Annotated in this window: 20 protein-coding genes; all 20 read right to left on the minus strand. The window is 56.8% G+C overall.

Translation table 11 applies throughout. The features are described 5' to 3' along the window. Position 1 precedes the first annotated feature (1 nt). Positions 2-364, minus strand: a complete 363-nt coding sequence (locus ACJU26_RS01455; protein ID WP_414040789.1) for a hypothetical protein — start codon at positions 362-364, stop codon at positions 2-4. A 78-nt stretch (positions 365-442) separates the two neighbouring features. Next, positions 443-850, minus strand: a complete 408-nt coding sequence (locus ACJU26_RS01460) for a hypothetical protein (protein ID WP_414040790.1) — start codon at positions 848-850, stop codon at positions 443-445. Between the two features lie 67 nt (positions 851-917). Next, positions 918-1,460 (minus strand): Slp family lipoprotein, encoded by a 543-nt coding sequence (locus tag ACJU26_RS01465; protein WP_414040791.1) that lies wholly within the window; start codon positions 1,458-1,460, stop codon positions 918-920. A gap of 18 nt (positions 1,461-1,478) precedes the next feature. After that, positions 1,479-1,847: a hypothetical protein gene (locus tag ACJU26_RS01470; protein WP_414040792.1), complete on the minus strand. Its 369-nt coding sequence runs from the start codon at positions 1,845-1,847 to the stop codon at positions 1,479-1,481. Positions 1,848-1,927: 80 nt separating this feature from the next. Continuing rightward, a complete protein-coding gene (locus ACJU26_RS01475) occupies positions 1,928-2,506 on the minus strand; it encodes a TMEM175 family protein (protein ID WP_414040793.1) in 579 nt (192 codons plus the stop codon). 168 nt (positions 2,507-2,674) lie between these two features. Then, on the minus strand, positions 2,675-3,928 hold the full coding sequence (locus ACJU26_RS01480; RefSeq protein ID WP_414040794.1) for a class I SAM-dependent methyltransferase: 1,254 nt from the start codon (positions 3,926-3,928) through the stop codon (positions 2,675-2,677). A 102-nt stretch (positions 3,929-4,030) separates the two neighbouring features. Next, a complete protein-coding gene (locus ACJU26_RS01485; RefSeq protein WP_414040795.1) occupies positions 4,031-6,145 on the minus strand; it encodes a proton-conducting transporter membrane subunit in 2,115 nt (704 codons plus the stop codon). Beyond that, positions 6,145-6,888 (minus strand): NADH-quinone oxidoreductase subunit B family protein, encoded by a 744-nt coding sequence (locus tag ACJU26_RS01490; RefSeq protein WP_414040796.1) that lies wholly within the window; start codon positions 6,886-6,888, stop codon positions 6,145-6,147. Before ACJU26_RS01490 ends, ACJU26_RS01485 begins: the two co-directional genes overlap by 1 nt. Beyond that, on the minus strand, positions 6,888-8,465 hold the full coding sequence (locus tag ACJU26_RS01495; RefSeq protein WP_414040797.1) for an NADH-quinone oxidoreductase subunit C: 1,578 nt from the start codon (positions 8,463-8,465) through the stop codon (positions 6,888-6,890). Before ACJU26_RS01495 ends, ACJU26_RS01490 begins: the two co-directional genes overlap by 1 nt. Further along, positions 8,462-9,940 carry a proton-conducting transporter membrane subunit gene (locus tag ACJU26_RS01500; protein WP_414040798.1) on the minus strand — a complete coding sequence of 493 codons (1,479 nt, stop codon included), beginning with the start codon at positions 9,938-9,940 and terminating at the stop codon, positions 8,462-8,464. Before ACJU26_RS01500 ends, ACJU26_RS01495 begins: the two co-directional genes overlap by 4 nt. Then, positions 9,930-10,607, minus strand: coding sequence for a hypothetical protein (locus tag ACJU26_RS01505; RefSeq protein ID WP_414040799.1), 678 nt, complete (start codon positions 10,605-10,607; stop codon positions 9,930-9,932). Before ACJU26_RS01505 ends, ACJU26_RS01500 begins: the two co-directional genes overlap by 11 nt. Next, the gene (locus ACJU26_RS01510; protein WP_414040800.1) at positions 10,607-11,569 is read right to left on the minus strand and encodes a respiratory chain complex I subunit 1 family protein; all 963 of its coding nucleotides are present in this window, start codon (positions 11,567-11,569) and stop codon (positions 10,607-10,609) included. The genes ACJU26_RS01505 and ACJU26_RS01510 overlap by 1 nt, the downstream gene beginning before the upstream one ends. Beyond that, positions 11,566-11,952 (minus strand): HEAT repeat domain-containing protein, encoded by a 387-nt coding sequence (locus ACJU26_RS01515; RefSeq protein ID WP_414040801.1) that lies wholly within the window; start codon positions 11,950-11,952, stop codon positions 11,566-11,568. Before ACJU26_RS01515 ends, ACJU26_RS01510 begins: the two co-directional genes overlap by 4 nt. After that, entirely contained in the window at positions 11,949-12,266 is a 318-nt protein-coding gene (locus ACJU26_RS01520) for a DUF190 domain-containing protein (protein WP_414040802.1), read from the minus strand. Before ACJU26_RS01520 ends, ACJU26_RS01515 begins: the two co-directional genes overlap by 4 nt. Before the next feature lie 14 nt (positions 12,267-12,280). Further along, positions 12,281-12,658 carry a fluoride efflux transporter CrcB gene (crcB, locus tag ACJU26_RS01525; RefSeq protein WP_414040803.1) on the minus strand — a complete coding sequence of 126 codons (378 nt, stop codon included), beginning with the start codon at positions 12,656-12,658 and terminating at the stop codon, positions 12,281-12,283. A gap of 16 nt (positions 12,659-12,674) precedes the next feature. Further along, entirely contained in the window at positions 12,675-14,633 is a 1,959-nt protein-coding gene (locus tag ACJU26_RS01530; protein WP_414040804.1) for a proton-conducting transporter membrane subunit, read from the minus strand. Next, positions 14,623-15,414 carry a 4Fe-4S binding protein gene (locus ACJU26_RS01535; protein ID WP_414040805.1) on the minus strand — a complete coding sequence of 264 codons (792 nt, stop codon included), beginning with the start codon at positions 15,412-15,414 and terminating at the stop codon, positions 14,623-14,625. The genes ACJU26_RS01530 and ACJU26_RS01535 overlap by 11 nt, the downstream gene beginning before the upstream one ends. 9 nt (positions 15,415-15,423) lie before the next feature. Beyond that, a complete protein-coding gene (locus tag ACJU26_RS01540) occupies positions 15,424-16,917 on the minus strand; it encodes a nickel-dependent hydrogenase large subunit (RefSeq protein ID WP_414040806.1) in 1,494 nt (497 codons plus the stop codon). Next, positions 16,914-18,377, minus strand: coding sequence for a proton-conducting transporter membrane subunit (locus ACJU26_RS01545; RefSeq protein ID WP_414040807.1), 1,464 nt, complete (start codon positions 18,375-18,377; stop codon positions 16,914-16,916). Before ACJU26_RS01545 ends, ACJU26_RS01540 begins: the two co-directional genes overlap by 4 nt. 3 nt (positions 18,378-18,380) lie before the next feature. Further along, complete coding sequence (locus ACJU26_RS01550; RefSeq protein WP_414040808.1) at positions 18,381-19,061, minus strand: hydrogenase; 681 nt, start codon at positions 19,059-19,061, stop codon at positions 18,381-18,383. Between the last annotated feature and the right edge of the window lie 7 nt (positions 19,062-19,068).

The raw sequence follows: 19,068 nt of genomic DNA on the forward strand, positions 1-19,068 counted from the left end.
CTCAGGACGACGCCATGGCTGCCTTGTGCATCTTGTCCAAGTATTGCTTGCCGCATTTTCCGTCATGGGCCTTGATAGCCGCGCTACTGACGCAATGGGCCTCCTGGGCTTTGCTGGGTGCTTTGGGTGCTTTGGGTGCCATCTTGTTCATGTTTTTTGAGCAATTGCCTTCCTGATAGCCCTTGCCCGACATTCGCGCACCCATCGTCTGCGAGCAATTCCCTTCTTTCTTGGCGCTGCTACTCATCATGGGGACGGGTTGCAGGGTGGTGGTACCGGCAATAGCTGTAGCTGGTAGGGCCGTCAGGGATAGAGCAAAAGCGGAACCAATGGCAAAAGAAGCAGGAATCCGGTTTTTTTTCATGTCAGTTACTCCACAAAGTGACTGTAATGGAGCAGGCATGCGTGAGCGCAAATACCTGCAGGGGGAGTAACTAATTTCTCACAGTACATGAAATCCGGCAACCTTGTTGTAAGCAAAGGTAATTTGAATCAGCACCTGCTGACCATTGGCCATGTTCAGGCGCCATATTCCGCTCTGATATTTCCCCTCGTTCAGGGTGGTGACGTAATTGGCCGTCCAGTGTTTTTGTAGTTCCAGTTTCTGATCCAGGCTGGTGGCCATTTTCCTGAAGCTTTGGGCTGAGGCGGCAGTCGTGAACTGCGCATCGGCATTTTCTATCCAGAGCTTGAAATCCTTATGAACCAGAGCGGTCATCAGGCGATCAAACTGTTTTTGGGTATGGACGGGTGCGGTCACCATACATTGGCTGACGTTGTCTGCCCAGGCGTTTTGAAAAAGCGGTACCGCAGTGCCACACAATAATATGAACAGTGTCCTTTTCAGCATGATGTTTTCCTTTTTTCGATCGTGGGAAGTGAAATTTCAGAAAAACAGGAGCGCTACAAGGGAAGAATTACCAGCGTCCTGGCCAATATCCCCAACCGGGTCCATACCAGCCCGGGTAAAATCCAAAGCCGGTACCCACAAAAACCTGCTGCTCCACCTGCGGGCGGAGTGGTTCTATGGGCCATAAATAGACGGTGCTGGCTGCCAGCCGGGGATAGGTATAATTGAACTGCCCCACCTCGTGCTGTTCGGTGCCCGTGATCATGCCGATGAAAGTGACCTCACGGTCGGGGCGATAGAGCATGGGATCGTAAAAGCCGGGGGCACAGGCCACAAAGCGGCCGATATGGGCTTCGCCTTCTTCCGTGCGCGGTCTGCCATCGTTATGTAAGGGCTCCCCCAGCACGGTAAAACAGGTTTGCTGGGCTTCAGGTTGGGTTTCAATGATTTTCCCGCCCCAGCGCACTTGCTGCCCATTGAAATTGCCGCTTTGTGCGGCCATGGGGGTGATGTTCGGGAAAGTTCCGCTCACCGGGGTGACGGTGGCGCAACCCGCAAGGCCGGTCGCGCTGATCAGAAAGGTCCAGAATGCCAGATGTTGCTTCGTCATGATATCCGAAATTTTCGCCTAGCGATGAGCGCCTGGTTTACCGTCATTTGCCTTGCTTTTTCTTCCCCAGTAGCTGACGGCAAAGAGGATGATGGCCATGATCAACTCCTGGGCGGCAGGAATCAGCCAGCCCCTCGGCCAGGACTGCAGCAGGACCATGGCGATGGTCAGTACCCCGAGAAGAATCATGACCCCGGCGAGGCGTGACAACACCAGAAACACATTTTTGGCGGTGAAAATGCCGATACCGCGATGCACTCCGACCCCATGCAGGAAACCATCCAGTTTTTGCGGCGAGATCAGATAAACCAGCGCTAGAACCAGGAATAAAAGAATACCTACGGCAATGATGACGCCAATGATACTCATGATGTTGACCATGGGCATGACAGTCTCTCCTCTTCGGCTCTGCGGAAAAGTATAGCAGATATGGATCCGTTCCTTGAAACGGCAAGGGCTGACGGTTCTCATTCCTTGCTTGCGCTCAGCAGGTTTTCTATCCGCCGATCGGGGATCAGCCACATGAAAGCGACCCCCAGATAAATCAATTTGCCCACGGCGGGAGACCATTGGGAGGAAACGATGCCAATGAAATACAGGACAGGAGAGATTTTTCCTTTCCAATCCCGACCCACGGCGCGGCGCAGAGTGGTCGCTCCGGCAGCAATGATCCGTTGCTGCAAGATGAAATAGGCAATGGCCGCCATGAACAGCACGACCCCATATAATTGGGTGGGCACGGTAGCGTAGTGGTTTTCACCCATCCAACTGGTCACGAAGGGAAAAAGGGATAACCAGAAGAGCAGGTGGAGATTGGCCCAGAGAATCCCGCCGGTGATTTTGCCACTGGCTTGCAGCATGTTGTGGTGATTGTTCCAGTAAATGCCGACGTAGATGAAACTCAACACATAGCTGAGGAACACCGGCAGTACGGGTAATAATGCCGCCAGATTTTCGCCATGGGGGACCCGCATTTCGATGACCATGATGGTAATGATGATGGCGATGACGCCATCACTGAAGGCTTCTAAACGATTCTTACCCATATCTCCCCCTGCCGACCAGCGTTGTTGACCGTCAGGGGATATTAACCTGAAAATTACAGTGGGTAAGGATACTTTTTGCGCCCGGAGTCAGGCTGGAGTTGCAGAAAGGCCTCACCTACAGCCATTTTTCAGAAGGCATCAAAACAAGGCGCCGGGAAAATTCTGAACCTACAATTCTCCCCAATCCGGTTCAGCCAGGCGGTATTGGTTTTCCTCGTATTGATAACGGCGCTCCCAGGGGCGTGGGGTCAGTTCTTCACCCGTCTGTTTGATGGCCAAAACCTGATGCAGGGCCGACCAGTTCCGCCAGAAGGCATAGGCACAACCCGCCATGTAAATGGCCCAGATCCGGTAACGTTTTTCACCCACCATGGCGATAGCCTCGTCCTTGTGGGCTTCCAGGCGATCTACCCAGTGGATGAGGGTCTGGGCATAGTGCGGGCGCAGATTTTCCACATCGATGACTTCCAGGTTCTGTCCGGCCATATCCCGAACCACCCGCCAGAGGTGGGGTATTTCCCCATCGGGGAAGACATATTTATCTATGAAATCACTGCCGGAGTGGTGCCCGTCTTCGTCATCCTGCTGGCTGGCGGTGATGCCGTGATTCATGACCCAGCCCCCTTCTTTCAGGACCCGGTTGATGACCTCGAAATACTCAGGAAGTTTGGCCCTGCCCACATGCTCGAACATGCCGACGGAGGAAACCTTGTCAAAATAATCGCGCTCGGGAATATCCCGGTAATCCTGCAGGCGGATTTCCACGCGGTCGGCCAGCCCTTCCCGTTCGATGCGCTCCTTGGCAAAGGCAAACTGTTCTTCGCTGAGGGTGACGCCTATGCCCTGGATACCATAGTGTTTGGCCGCCCAGGTCAGCAGGCCGCCCCAGCCACAGCCAATATCCAGGAGTTTTTCGCCGGGCTGCAGGTGCAATTTGCGACAGATATGGTCCAGCTTCTGTTCCTGGGCAAGATCAATATCTTCTTTGCCGGTTTTGAAGTAGCCACAGGAGTACACCATATTACGGTCCAGCCAGAGTTGGTAGAAGTCGTTGGAGACATCGTAATGATAGTGGATGGCTTCCTTGTCCTTGGCCTTGCTGTGCAAGGCCTTGTGGAGAATGCCGGTTTTGGGTTTTTTGGCGGGAAACGCCTCACTCAGCCCTTCGGCTACGGCCAGAATATCCTGGTAACGTCCATCTATGCCGATGTCTCCCTCCACATAGCCTTCGCCCAGTACGTCGAGGGCGCTGCCGGTAAGTAGTTGGGCAATGATTTTAGCCGACTTGAGATGCATGGTGACGCGAACCGGCTCATCGAAGATATATTCGTGACCATCCCAAAAGAGGATTTTCAAGGGTAAGACCTTGCCATTCAGTCCTTTTTTGACATGTTCGAGGAAGGTGCTTCGTAAATCTTTCACGAGATGACTCCTTTAGTGTCCAGATGAATTTCGGTAAGTACCGACCAAGGGCAAAACTCCCACTAGGATATGATTATAGATCAAAGCGCTTGATTCCAGATTTCATGGGGACCCCGCGACAATGATCAAGACCAGCACCAGGGCAACCAGAATGTAGCTGGCATAGGTATTGACCCGTCCCTTGTGCATTTTGGCCAGTAATGCGGCGATCCGCATGGCGGTTTGTATGAGGGGTTGAATGACCAGTCGTTCGGATATGTTGGTGATAATCTGGTGATAGCTGCGGCTCAGCACAAAAGCACCCTGACGTTCTTCGGTTTCTTCCGTCAGCGGGTGAAAAAATCCTTGAAACACGGTCCTGACCGGTGCGGCAAAGGTGGTTGCTGTATACGTCATTTCCGGGCGGAGACGAGTCAATCCTGCATCCCAAAGGGTATTACGGATGATCTGCCGTTTCCGACGGCGCAGACCCCGCGCCAGCACCCAGACCGTACCGAGCATCAATATCAGCACGAGAAAAGTCAGCAGTGTAGACATGGCATAGACCACAGGCGCGCTGCCCTGATTCAGATGCATCAGCACGAGGCTGCGCAGTGGCAGGAAAGTCGCCCCCAGATTGGCGCCGATGGGATCGAGCGCCTGCCTTACGGCCAGGGGAACCTGACTGGGCACATGGAAAAAATTGGGCACGAGGGAAGCGGTAGGATTGGCCCCCAGAAGGGGGGCTGCCAGGCGGGATAGAACGGGCACCATGAGGGTGGCCGCAAGACCCAGCAATAACGCGAGCAATGCCAACAACCCCATGGGTATGACCACGGTCAACGGCGCCTTTCTCGCCGCGCTGGCATGGGTAGAACGGGGTAATCCCATCAAGGCGCTGCCGGGCAGCATGATAAAACAGGTCAGGGCCAGCCCGGAGGTGAGGGCCAGCAAGGCGCCGGAAAGGGCAAAAGTAATGCGGACGGGAATGTCCGGTATTTCCACCACGCGCAGCAGTGACTCCAGCAATAGCCATTCACTGACAAAGCCGTTGAAGGGAGGCAGGGCGGCGATCGCAAAGGCCCCCAGGAGGAAAAAGGTGCCCAGGGCGGGTAGCCGCTTCATCAGACCTCCCAGTTCATCCAGATTGTGGGTGCCGGTGCTGGCGTCTATGCCACCGGCACCAAGAAAAAGCAGGGTCTTGAAGGTGGAATGATTGATCATGTGATACAGGCCGGCGACCATGCTGGCACCCCCTAAAAGCGGATGCCCATAGGCGGCAAAAGTCAGGCCAGCGCCTATTCCAGCAGTGGCAATACCCATGTTTTCAACAGAGCTTTGGGCCAGCAGGCGCTTCATGTCCTTTTCGACGAGGGCATAAATAATGCCGATGAGCGCGGTAAGGGCCCCACTGCTGAGGATGATCAGGCCGAGCTGCGGCAGATGCAGGGCAATGGGCGCATCAATACGTAAAAACGCATAAAGCCCCAGGTTGAGAGTGGCGCCCGAGAGTATCGGCGAAGTGGAGCGTGGGGCGGTGCCATGGGCCGCTGGTAACCAGACATTGAGGGGAATGATGCCGGCTTTCATGCCAAATCCGAAAAATGCCAGCAAACCCGCGACCATCAGCAGGGTCGGTGACATTTTGGGGATGGCGCCGGCGATTTCCTCCAGTTGCGGAGAGCCCGCAGCGGCGGCCAGCAACAGGAGGCTGACCAGACCCGCCAGACTGCCCAGCTCGGATAATGCCAGGGTCAGTAATCCGGCCGCTACCGGTTTGCTCTGACGGGTTTCAAAGGTGATCAGACCCCAGATGGCCAGAGCCGCCAGCTCCCAGCAGAAGATAAACGCGGCAATGCTGGCCGCTGAAAAAAAACCAATCATGCTCGCCAGGCTCAGCATGACGATAGCGAGAAACAGACCCCTTCTGGCGGATGGATAGAGATTGGCGTCATGGGTCACGAAAGGGAGGGCAACGGCAAAAACACTGGCGCTGATGAGAATCAGCAGGCCGCCCAAGGGCGTTTGCACGAAATTCAGGGGGCCGATGATGGGTAACTGAAGGCTAATGAGCTGCTGACTGTGTGCTGCAGCAATGGCCATAACCCCTTGAATGCCAGCCAGAATGCAGGCGGTTGTCGACAGTGCCCAGGCGCACAGGGCAGGCATGCGGCGGCCGGGAATGAACGCCAGGATCGGACTGGCCGCAAAAAGCAGAAACGCAATGATGTAGAGCATCAGGGCTGTTCCTCCAGGGAGACTGGCGCTACCCGTCCCACCAGACTCAACAGACCATGAATGATGGCCAGAGGTGGGGGTGGGCAGCCGGGCAACCATAAATCGACGGGAATGATTTTTTCCAGTCCGCCGGCACAGGCAAAACTTTCTCCGAAAATGCCGCCATTGATGGCGCAGGTGCCCATGCCCATGACCCTTTTGGGTTCCGGCATGGCGGCATAGGCCTTGAGAATGGCCGTACGCATGGCATCGGTAATCGGACCAGCGACCAGGAGTACATCGGCGTCACGCGGGGTCGCCGTCACAAAAATGCCGAGACGGTGGAGGTTGTAGGGAGGGGCGTCGATCAACCGGACTTCATTGACACAGGCCCCGCAGGCTCCCGCATCGATATATAAAACCTGCAGGGAAGCCGAAAAACGTGATCCCAGAATGGGTTGGGCAGAGGCTGTAGAAGCGCTCCAGGCGAAATCCTGGGACCAAGGGAGGGCATAGGGGCCTGTCCGGCAGCGTTGGCAATGAATACAGCGGGAAAAATCCACGGCCACACCATTATCCGCAGTCTCCTGGTGCTTGACGACATGCAGGGCCTGGGTCGGACATTGCGCAGCACTTTCTTCTGATTGCGGGCTGCGTTTTGCTCGGGGCCTTCCCGGGGTGATACCGGCACTGTCCTCTTCGCCATCGGGCCAGGATGTCGTGCTTATGCCTCTTTTCAATCCATAATAGGGCCAAAAGCTCATCAGCGATCGTTCTCCGCTACGGACAGGCCCCAAGTGGCCAGAATGATGGGAAAATCCTGGAATGCCGCCCCTTCGATGGCGCGTTCGAAGGCATGCCAGTTCCTAAAACCGGGTGTTCCGAGGCGCAGGCGCGTGATCAATCCGTTTCCGGTACAGCGCAGCCAGTGAAAAGTGGCGCCTGAGGGCGCTTCTACCCAAGACAGGGCATGCCCCTCGCGTATCGGGCAGGCACTGTGTATGGGGCCATCTGGCAAACAGGGTAGCAAATCAAGGATCAGTTTGACGCTGATCCGGCTTTCGGCAAAAAACAGGCGCAAGCGTGCATAACCATCGCCTTCCTGTTCTACGGGAATTTCTGGTGCCAGGAACCCATATTGTCCGTAGGGCAAGTTGCGCCGCAAGTCGATGTTTCTGCCCGAGGCTCTGGCGATGGGACCGACCACTCCGTATGTCTTGGCCATTTGCCTATCCAGCGTGCCCATTTCTTCGATACGATCGAGGAAGCTGGAACTTTCTTCCAGGTGCTGTTCCAGCGCCCGCATCCGCTGATCAATGGCAGGCAGGGTGCTGTGGAGCATTTCAAGGGTGGCGGTATCCAGGTCTTGCCGAAGCCCTCCCGGCTTCAGGACGCCAAAAAAATAGCGATGTCCACACAGTCTGGCACTAAGCCTGAGCAAATCCTCGACGATGCCCTGCGCCAAGGCCTTGGCTACGGACAGGGCAGTTGATCCGGCAATTTCGGCAATGTTGGCGGCATGATGTCGAATACGTTCCAGCTCGGCGAAGACCATGCGCAATTGTTCGGCGCGGGGAGACAGCACACATTCGCCGATTTGCTCCAATGCCTGGCAGTAGGCCCAGCCATGGGCAAATGCGGAAGCGCCGGCAAAGCGTTCTGCCAGCAGCAGTCCCTGATCGACCGTGCGTCCCTCGGCGATTTTTTCGACCCCGCGATATTTGTAAAACAGTCGGGTGTGTAAATAGCGAATCTGTTCTCCCGGCGTTTCCAGGAGCCACAGCCCGGATTCATTGAAATCGCCCCAGACCGGACCGATGGGAAAGACGATGGCACCCTCTTCCTGCAAAAGTCGGGGAGGTGCCCATTCTGCACCCAAGCCATGCACTTCCGGACGTTTGCTACCGTCAAATTGGCGGCGCATGGGGTCGACCCCTTCCGGCCAGTCATCGTCGTGTAATACAAAATCGCCCAGAAAGGGATGGCCGCTGAAACGCAGCCCATACAAATCCCAAGCCTCCCGTTCGTGCCAGTCGGCAGCATGCACCGTATCACTGATGGCCGGTAATTCGGTCCCGGCCTTGACCTCGACTTTCAGTTCGATCAATTTGCCGGCGGCGGGCAGATAAAACAGATAATGCACGGCCAGATTTTCTGAATCTGCCGGTTCTTCCACCAGCAGGGTGGCAAACTCGGCCTCTTCCTTTTCCAGCAGATGTTGGGTCAGCGCAGGTAGCTGTTCTGCTGGACACCCTATTTGTAACCATTGTTCGGAATGCTCGTGCCAGGACAGCGCGGGCATGCTGTGCAGCCAGTTTTGCAGTTCCGTCGTGATATTCACCCCTGCACCTCCAGTAGTTGCGCCGCTTCATGTACCAGATGAGTCAATGGTGGGGGGAGATAAAAGCCAAAAACCAGTACCGGGATAAAGGCAATGACCATGGCCGCCTGGCTGCTGCGGGGAATTTTTACGGGGGAAATCTCTTTCTGGACAGGGTCCGGTGTACCAAAGGCGATGCGTGTAGCCTGATAGGCCAGAGCAATGAATGCGATCACAATGAATGCGGTCAGCAGGCCTGTGGGCAGATACTGGCCGCTGCTGTAGCCGGTGTCGAGAATTTCAAATTCCGACAGGAAAAGGGCAAAAGGCGGAGTGCCGGCAATGGCCAGGGTGCCGAGAATCAGCGCCCAGCCAGCGGCTGGAGAGCGGCTGATCAGGCCCCTTACCTTGGCAATTTCCTGGGTGCCAAAAATAATGCCGGCCAATCCCGCTGCAAAAAAGCAAAAAGATTTGGTAAAGCCATGAGCAAAAAGCTGATAAACGGTGCCCTGCTCATGAATGGCGGCGCCAATGCCACAGGCGGTGAGGATGATGCCCATGTGTTCAATGGTGGAATAGGCAAACATTCTTTTGAAGTCATGTACCTGGATCAGCATGAATGCGGCGCTGCCGACGGTGATGAGTCCGGCGCTCATATACCAGGCGGCCGGATCATGAATACCCGGATTGACCGCGAGTGCCGGATAGAGACGTAGCAACATATAGAGGGCCGCACTGGTTTCGACCCCGGATAAAACAGCGCAGACCGAAGCGGGAGCCTGACTGTGTGCATCGGGGAGCCAGGTATGCATGGGGACCAGGCCGGTTTTGGCGCCAAAACCGACCAGCCATAAAACAAAAGCCAGGAGCAGCAAGGGCGCAGACATATGGGGTGCTGCTTTCAGCAGGCCGTCCCAGGTGGGGGCTTGTCCCGCGGCATGGGTCCCATAATACAGCATCAATACCCCGAGCAAGGCGATCATGGCCCCCATACTGGTCAGTGCCACATATTTCCAGGCCGCTTCCAGGGCTTCGGCCCGATCTTCATAAGCCACCAGAAAAGCCGAAAAGACCGTGGTTAACTCAATGGCAATCCACATGAGCGCCAGATTGGCCACCAGGGGTACGGCGAGGATGACCAGGGCAAAAACATTCATGAGCGGAAAATACTGGCGGTAGCGCGGTTCTGCGGCGTCATTTGCCTGCTCCTGTTGTCTGGCCCACAAATAGCCAATGGCATAGAGGGAGGAGGTGAAATAGACAAAACTTACCGGAAGCAAATACAGGGCACCCAGAGCGTCCAGGTAAAACAGGCCGTCGCTGCCATGCACGGGACCATGGGCTTCCACCTGCCAGGCCGCTGAAACAGCCAATATCAGGGTGAGAAAAGCGGCAAGCACGCTGAAATAGGGGGCTGTGCGCCGGTTCGCCAAGGCGAGTAGGGCCCCGCACAGGGGCACAAGAAGAATGAGGGCCGGCAACCATTCAGTGTTCATGGAGCTTGTCCAAAGTGCCCACGCGCGTGGAGCCGGTAACCCGACGAATGCTGCGAATGAGTAAGCCGATCACCAATGCGACAATGGGCACATCCACCGCAGCGGCAATTTCGACAATGACGGTCAGATTGTGGACGATGGCAATGGAACCAAAAAAAGCCCCATTTTCCATGATCAGCAGGCCCATCATCTGGGCCACACTTTCCCGACGCAAAGCTACGGTAAAGGCTCCCCACAGCACCATGATCAATCCGGTCGGCAGATTGATGGCGGCAAAAGGAACGTCATGCAATGTGGGTAAGACCGGAGCGACCGCAAACCAGCCGACCAGAGCAAAAAGGGCTGCTACGAGAATAGACGCAGGAATGCCCATGGCTTGATCCACTTCACGCCGTCCATACACTTCTTCTCCCGCGGCCCAGCGCAGCACCAGGGGTACGGCTATGACTTTGGTGACGAAGGTAATCAGGGCGACCCAGAGAAGATCGATCGTCTGCAAGGCGTCGGCCAGCACCAAGGCGGACAGTGTCAGGGCAACCGATTGCCCCATGAAAAAGCGCAGGGAGGCCAGCATCTGGCGGGAGACCATGACCCCCAGTCCGAACAGCACAAAGAGCGCGGCGACGGACCCGGCAATACTGAGCATGATCGGGCTGACAGGGGTCATCAGGCAATCCCCGTCAGCCGGATGCTGACTGCAAAGAGGCAAATGATGAAGGCCACGGCGAGAAACTCGGAAATGCGGAACAACCGCAACTTGGCCAGCGTGGTTTCCACCAGGGCCAGGACGATGACAAAAGCCAGCAGTTTAAGCAGAACCAGACCCATTGCCGCCATGACGGCGGTCCATTGCGTGCTTTGGGCCAGTCCCCAAGGGGTGACCAGCACATTCACAAACACCAGGGCCAGTACCATGAGTTTGTTGGCCCCACCCCATTTCATCAGTGCCGCGCTGGTCCCTGAATACTCCAGTCCTTTGGAATGACCGATCATGGCGATCTCTACCTTGCCCGCCGGGCTATCCACGGGGATACGGCCCTCATCGGCCAGAATCAACAGAAAAAAGGCCAGAATCACCAGGAGATGGGCGGGCTGTAACATGCTGGTCCAGGATGCCCCCCAGGTGGCATTCACAAAATAGGGGATGGTGCTGTTGGCGACATAGGAGACGCTGAAAAACACCATGATGAAAACGGGTTCGGCGAGAAAACCCACCATATGGGTACGGCTGGCGCCGACGGCGGCATAGAGATTGCCCGTATCCATGCCCCCCAGGGCCACAAAGAATCCGGAAATGGCCATGAGGAAACCCACGGCAACCATATCTCCCATAAAAGCAAAAAACAGGGGGTAGGCCGTCAGGGCGGGTATGAGCAACACTACAAAGAGAGGCATGACAAAAGCGACAATGGGGGCAAAGCGGAATACCCAGGTGGACTGTTCGGAAATGACCTCATCCTTGGCAAAAAGCTTCCAGATGTCGCGATAGGTCTGCCAGATGCTGACCCCGCTTTTACCCTGGATGATTTCTTCCAGTCGGTGCAGCACCCCTTCCACCAGCGGTGAGAACAAGAGAATGAAGCCCACTTGCCAGAGATTCAGCAGGAGGTGGGTCCAGAGCGGGGTCATGACAACACTTCCCGTTTTTCCGCGGCCGAAACCCTGACGGCATGAGCGGGGTGATGGCTGAGTTTTTCCAGTGCGCCGCGCTTATCTTTGCCCGCCGGAAGACGGGCAATGGCATCCAGCACTGCCATAGCCTGGACGACATCCACGGGATAGCGAGCCGCACAATCGGCCAAAGGTCCCGCTGCATCGGCACGGCCCTGGTGAGCCAGGCTGAGAATGGCCCCCATCCGGACTTCCGAATGGGGATTGCGCAGGGCCCAGATCAGCCGGTCATAATAGGGCGTTTCCCGCTCCCAGGCTTCGATGTCACGACCGCAGACCGGGCAGATGACACTGCCGATGGGAATTTCGGCATAACAGAGGGGGCAGTAATGATGATTCATGCGCAACCGCAGTCAGCTTCCCAGCGTAAAATGTGATTACCGGGAACCAGCTCCAGCAGATGCGGCATGACCGCATCCACGGTTTCCGGCGCATCAAAAAATTCCAGGACCAAAGGGAGATGAACGTTCAGGCGCAGAACATCATCGGCATGCACCACCCCCTTGCTGCCAAAGCCGGCAATTCCCCGAAAGGCCGTCACGCCATGGACTTTGTACTGATCATGGAGCATGCGAAATATTTCCTCCATGAGATTGTGGCCGCCGTGTTTATCGCCTTCCTTGATGTAAATACGTACTACAGATACGCTGGTCATGGTTTCCACCTCTTTCAGATGCTGCGGGATATCCAGGCACCAGCAAATGCTGCTGCCACACAGAGGAACAGGGAAGCAAACATGTAAATCAGAGCCTTGGTGGTATCGCCATTTTCAAACAACACCAGGGTTTCCAGAGAAAATGTCGAGAAAGTGGTGTAGGCACCCAGGCCACCGGTGAGCATACCCGTGCGCAGTTCCGGACTGAGGGAGATGCGCTCCAGGGTTTCAAAAAACAAAAAACCCATGATGAAACAGCCCAGGATATTGATGCTCAGGGTCGCCCAGGGAAAATCACGCCCAAATACGGTTTGTACCAGCAAGGTCTGCCCATATCTCGCCCAGGCACCCAAAACCGCAAATATGGCAATGAAGCCGAAAGTGGCAAACATCTCTACTCCTTACTTGTTAAATATAAAAAACACTCGCAAAAATAATAATCAGCAATAATCCTATATAAGCCAGATAAGCATTCAAGGAACCATTTTGCAAAGCCAGACCGAGGCGATCACTCAGGAATTGAATGAAGCGGACTATTGGACGGAATAACCAGGGACCAAATACCGGCGCCTGGCTATAATCAAAATGCAGTTCCCGCACAAAATAATTGCGTTCCGTGTGGCTTCTTCGGGTATGGGTGCGGGGGCGATAGACGAAACTGTAAAATTCGCGCAGGGCGTTGGAAAAGGCCAGGGCGGTCACCGCATTGTTGGCCGGTATTTGCCGCAGTCCATGTCCCCAGACCGGCACCCGTTTGCGTCCCTGACGGAGCTGACTCCAGCCCAGCAGCGCCAGGGGGATGAGCGACAACAACAGTCCCATCAGCAACAGTAGTGGTGGGGAAATAAAGGCGAAATGGAAGCGGAGGGGAATCAGAATCGGCCCCTTCACCATGGCCTGCAAGGCGGCCGGTACGGCAGGCCAGTTGTCCTGGGCGAGAAAACCCAGAGTCCAGGGCAGGGCCGCGGCATAAGCCAGTACCAGCAAGCCCAGGCCGAGAATCGGCCAGCGACCGGAAACAGATTGATGATTTTCCTCACGGCCCAGGAGGCCCAATCCAAATACCTTGATCATGGTGGCCAGGGCGATGGCGGCAGTCAGGGCCAGGCCGGCCCCTCCCAGAGCCAGAGTGACTCGGGCGGCAGAACTGCTCAAGTGAAAATCCTGGAATACGGTCTGGAATAAATACCATTCACTCGCAAAGCCGGCAGTGGGAGGCATGGCGGCCAGGCTCATGGCCCCGAGCAGGGTGCCGATACCCAGGGTCCAGGGAGCCAGCGCCAATACCCGGCTTTGGGCGATGGCATAACTTCTCCGAACACCGGCAACCCGGTCGGCGCTGAGCATCATGCTGCCCTTGGCGAGGCTGTGTCCACCCAGATGGATGAGACCAACGGTCCAGGCCAGAGTAGAGAGCATGTGGAGTCCATCTGCCCGGAACAGGGAAGCCGCACCCAGAGCAACCACCGCGAGGCTGGCATTTTCCGCCGTGGAAAAGGCCAGCAGGCGCCGCCAGTCTTCCTGTTGAAAGGCATATAAAATGGTCAGAATGGCTGTGATGGTTCCCAGTGCCACCAGTAAAATACCCGTGGCGGTGGCACTGCTGCGCGGCAACCAGTCCAGCATGGCCCGCCCCAGGGCAAAATAGGCGACATTGAGCACGATACCCGACAGCAAGGCCCCGGAAGCGCCACTGCCGCTGCCATAAGCTCCGGGATACCACTCGTAGAAAGGCAGAATGCCTAGTTTGGCGCCGAAGCCGATGATAAACAGGATGGCAATACCGAACGCGGCTGATCCATAACCGGCCCAGGTGGCCGCCCAGGTCGCAAAGTCCGTATTATGGGCACCCAGCAAGAGCAGGCAGAGCAGCAGGGCGACGGCCCCTACTTCCAGCAGGGCCAGCATGTATAAATTGGCTTGGCCGCTTTTTTCGGGATTCTGCAAGGCGTCGGCGAGGAGCATGATGGCGCCGCCGAAACTCAGAAACTCCCAGGCAATCAAAAAGGCGATCCCTTCCTGCAGGCCGGCAATGCCCAGACATCCCAGCAAAGCCAGACCCGCACCGGACATCCAGATACCAGGATTTTGGGCGCGGCTCGGCGACAGGAAGGCTGCCAGCGCGGCGAGCCCCCCCCAGAATATCAACCAGGCAGCGGCCGCTTGCAGATGCCAAGTGACGGGAATGGCGCCCAGTGACCAGAGCAGGCCAGAGCTGTTCCCGGCAGACAGACTGAGTACGCTCCCCAGCAAGGTGGCCAGGGTGCCAATAATGAGGGCAATGCGTGCCCCCAGTGCCAGGCGAAACACACCCAGCACGATGGCGAGGACAAAAAACAAGGCTGCCAGCAGAAAACTATTCAGCATATTGGCCTCCGGTGACGCGTTGCGGCATGCGCTCCAGCAAAAGCAGCAGGGCATGGATCAGGGCGGCGGGATTGGGGGGACAGCCCGGTAGCCAGATGTCCACAGGAAGGATCTGTTCTAATCCGGACCCTCCGGCATAACCGACATCCATGGGCGCCCCCGAAACGGCACAAGTGCCGGTGGCAATCACGCTACGGGGTTCCGGCATGGCTTCCCAGGTGGCCAGCAGGACGTCGTGCATGGGGGCGGTCACCGGACCCGTTACCATGAGCAGATCGGCAAAGCGGGGGGAAGGGGTAAAGAAAATACCCAAGCGATGCAAATTGTAAAAAGGGTTGTCCAGGGCGCTGATTTCCGCTTCACAGGCATTGCAGGAACCCGCGTCCACATGGCGAATGTGTAGGCTGTGGCGCTGGCTGGAGGCAATGCGTTTGCGCAGGTTTCCTGCCTCATGGCTCTCCAGGGCCGCTGACCAGATCAGGTCGCTGCGCTGGCGAACGCCAAAAGCCCAGTCATAAGAGCTCTGCATGGCGCCTTCGGGGCATTCTTCCACACAACGCTGGCAGACAATGCAGCGTCCATAATCAATGACCGGTTCACCATCCACTTGGCGAATGGCCTGGGTGGGGCAACTACTGACACAGAGCTCGCAACCACTGCGGCATTTGTCGATATCTAGGCGTGGCATACCGAAAACGCCATCCTGTCCGTCGGAGCCGCTGTATGGCCAGCGGGTGGCGGCTTTGCCGGCTTTGAGTCCTGTCCAGGTCCATAGAGGCATGATTTTCTCCTAACGGTCGCAGCCGGCGATGCTGAGGCCGAAGCTGGCTTCGTTGATGGCGTAATCCATCATGTTGGTACCATGTACCGTCAGCGGGAATACGCGCCAGTTGGAAAACGACGGGGATTTGATTTTGACCCGTTGCAGGCGCCCATCCCGAATGCGCACGGCATAGAGGAGCGTACCCCGGGGTGTTTCCGCCCAGCCCAGGCCCTGCTGTTCTCCGGATGGCGGCGCATATGCCGCTCGTACCGGACCGGCCTTGAGGCGCCCGGATGCCTGTACCAGCAGGGCGAGAGCTTCACGCAAGGATTCCGCACGCACCTCGCTGCGGGCCATGGCATCACCTTTCTGACGGATGGGTACGTTAAAGCGTAACTGGTGATAGGCCGCATAGGGATGATCCCGGCGTAAATCCCGGTCCAGTCCCGAGGCGCGGGCGACCGGGCCGGTGGCTCCCTGATCGAAGGCCGCATCCTGGGAAAGAATCCCGGTGCCCATCAGTCGGTCCAGGTGGGTCGCGGTCTGACGGAGGCGATTCAGGTAGGCTTCGCCTTCGTCGATGATGGCCTCCAGGGCGCTGGCCAGGTGCTCGGCCTGCAGATCCCGACGCAGTCCTCCCACACAGAGCAGACTGCGCAAGTAGCGGGAACCCGTCAATTGGCCCGCCAGTTGCTTGACCTTTTCCTCCATCAGAAAGCCGGTTGCTGCCCCGACTTTGAGGGTGGTGGTTTTGGCCAGTTGGCCAAAATAGTGGAAATGATTATAAAGACGTTCCAGTTCCACAATGATGACCCGCAGCAGCTGGGCCCGGAGCGGAACTTCAATGCCCCAGGCGTTTTCCACCGCCTGACAGTAGGCCAGGGCGTGACAGGCACTGCCCACGCCGGACACCCGCTCGGCAAGATACACACTGCGCTCGGCATCCTGACCCGCAAAGCGGGCCTCCATGCCCCGGTGTTTGAAAAACAGGCGGGGATGATAGTGAAGAATGGCCTCGCCAATATAGGAGTAGTGAAATTCTCCGGTTTCCACCACATCGGCGCGTACTGGTCCCCAATACAAGTCCTGTACCTGATCGCCCTGCACTTCGGGCATGGTTGGAGGCTGGTACATCCCCTGCAGATGACCATCCATCGTATTTCGGCCCAGCGGCGGCTGGGGAATGCTGAAGCCTTCATGAATGATCAGGGGAAAGGGTTCGGGATGCCCGCTAAACTCCAGACCACCCAGATCGTGCATTTCCCGTTCATACCAGCCCAAAAGCGGAACCAGGGCTGCCAGGGAAGGCAGGGTGTCTGTGCCCCGCACCTCCAGCAGAATAAATTCCGCGTTGCCTTTTTGGCTGAGTAAATAGCGGATTACACATGCCTGATCCTCCCAGTCATGCCAGGCCATCAGAAAGCGCATTTCTTGATCCAGACATTCCTGGGCAACGGCGGCCAGCCGTTCCACGGGAACCGGACGAATGCTGCAGGGATTCAAGCGGCTTGCCGTACTCATGGTCGCACCAGAAAAGCCTGTTGAAAAAATCCCCATAATCCTGCTGGCCACCACAAGCCCAGCACCAGCACGGGAATCAGAGCCAGCCACATGGGCAGGGTGTTCCAGAGGGAGAGTTTCAGGGTGGGCGCCGTATCGGGTTCGGGCTCCGGTCCCCAGATCATGCGCCGGAAATGATTCATGAAAGCGGTAAAAATGAGGATGAGCAAAATCGCCATTACCCAGACCGCCCAGGGATTGGGGCTGAGAATGCCGCCACGGAGGATGGTCAGCTCCGACAAAAACAGGCCGAAGGGTGGTGCGCCGGTAATGGCGACCGCGCCGAGCAGCCAGACGCTGCCGCTCACCGGATAGTAGCGCAGCACATGCCGCATTTTGCTCATGGACTTGGTTCCATAGGCGCGCATCATGTTGCCCGCCCCAAAAAACATCAGGGACTTGTTCAGGGAGTGATTGAGCATGTGATACATGGCACCTGCAAAGGCAATGGCACCGCCAAAGCCAAAGCCGATGGCCAGTACACCCATATGTTCCAGGGAAGAATAGGCCAGCATACGTTTGGCGCCATCCTGACGGACGATGAACATCCCGGCTACAAAGAGAGAGACTACCCCCAATACCAGCAGGGCGGTGTGCCCCATGACGCTGTAACCGCCGCTATCGACAATGGCCAGAAAGCGATAAATACCGAGCAGAGCGATATTGAGCAAGGCGCCGGACAGCATGGCGGACACCGGGGCAGGACCTTCGCTGTGGGCATCCGGGAGCCAGGTGTGCATGGGCGCCAGTCCGACCTTGGTGCCAAATCCGACCAGGGTCAGGAGGAAAGCCAGAAAGAGCAGGGTTTCCGGCACCTTGGGGGCGACCTCGCGGAGATTGGCCCAGGTCAGCGCATAGGTCGGTCCGAGTACAAAGGTCCCCCCCCAATAAAACAGAATGATGCCCAGCAGGGCCAGGGCCAGCCCCGCAGAAACCACGATCAGGTATTTCCACGCTGCCTCGATGCATTCGGCCTCTTTCTCGAAACCCACCAGAAAGGCACTGACTATGGTCGTAAAATCAATGGCAATCCAGAAAATACCCGGATTGTTCATCAAGGGAGCAATGAGCATGGTCAGCGCGAAACCCGCCTGCAGGGCATAGTATTTGTGGAGTCTTGGTTTTTCCTCGGGCAGCAGGCGCATGTAGCCAATGGCATAAATGGAAGCCAGCAGGTACACCAGCCCCACGCAGAACAGCACCCAGGCACCCAGGGGCGTCAACAAGATATATCTGGCGCCCATAACCAGGGGCTTATGGGGTGCGGCCACGAGAATGGCCAGGGTCAGGCCAAACACGGTGATGGCTGTGAGCAGATTGAGATATTCCGCCAGATGCGGGCGGCGCAGGGCCAGTATCACCATAATGGCGACGCTGGGGACGATCCAGAGCGCGGCAATGAGGGCATCAAAATTGACCATGCTTCAACCCACCAGCTTTTGCAGGCGGCGACTGCTGGTGGTCCCGGCATGGGTCTGCAGGAAGCGCACCAGCATGCCGAAAGCCATGACTATGGTGAGCAGGTCAAAAATGATCACCAGTTCGAGGAGTACGGGCATGCCCGGCACCAGGATCTGAGAGCCCAGAAAAATGCCGTTTTCGATGACCAGCAAGCCGAGAATATGGCTGATGGCTTCCGAGCGCAAAATCATCAGTAGAAAGCCGATCAGCTTGAGGCTGAACATGCAGGTCAGGGCGAGAACGGCAATATTATCGGTCAAGTGCAGGGCGATACCCAACTGCCGCGAAACCTCATAGGAAAAAATGACCAGTGCCGCACCCAGAATCATGCTGGAAGAGGGTTTGAGCAGAGGGGTGAATTCCCGCTGGATATCCAGGCGATTCACCAGCCGGAGGACCAGATAGGGTAAAAAAGTTCCGCGGAACAAGGCGGTCAGGGCCGCGATGATGTAGAGCTCGGGATAGTGTCCGTAATAGCCGATGGAGGCGGAGATGGCGGCAATGGTCCAGGATTCTGCCGCAAAAGCATACACATGATTTTTCAGCCAGTGGGAAGCCAGCATGACAAAGGACAGGACCAGGGCAAGGATGGCGAGCAGGCTGAACAGGGAGGTAGCCAGTGGACCCAAATGAAAGATCAGCATGTGTCGC

The organism is Acidithiobacillus sp. M4-SHS-6, from assembly GCF_047421495.1.
In the GTDB taxonomy this organism is placed as follows: Bacteria; Pseudomonadota; Gammaproteobacteria; order Acidithiobacillales; family Acidithiobacillaceae; genus Acidithiobacillus.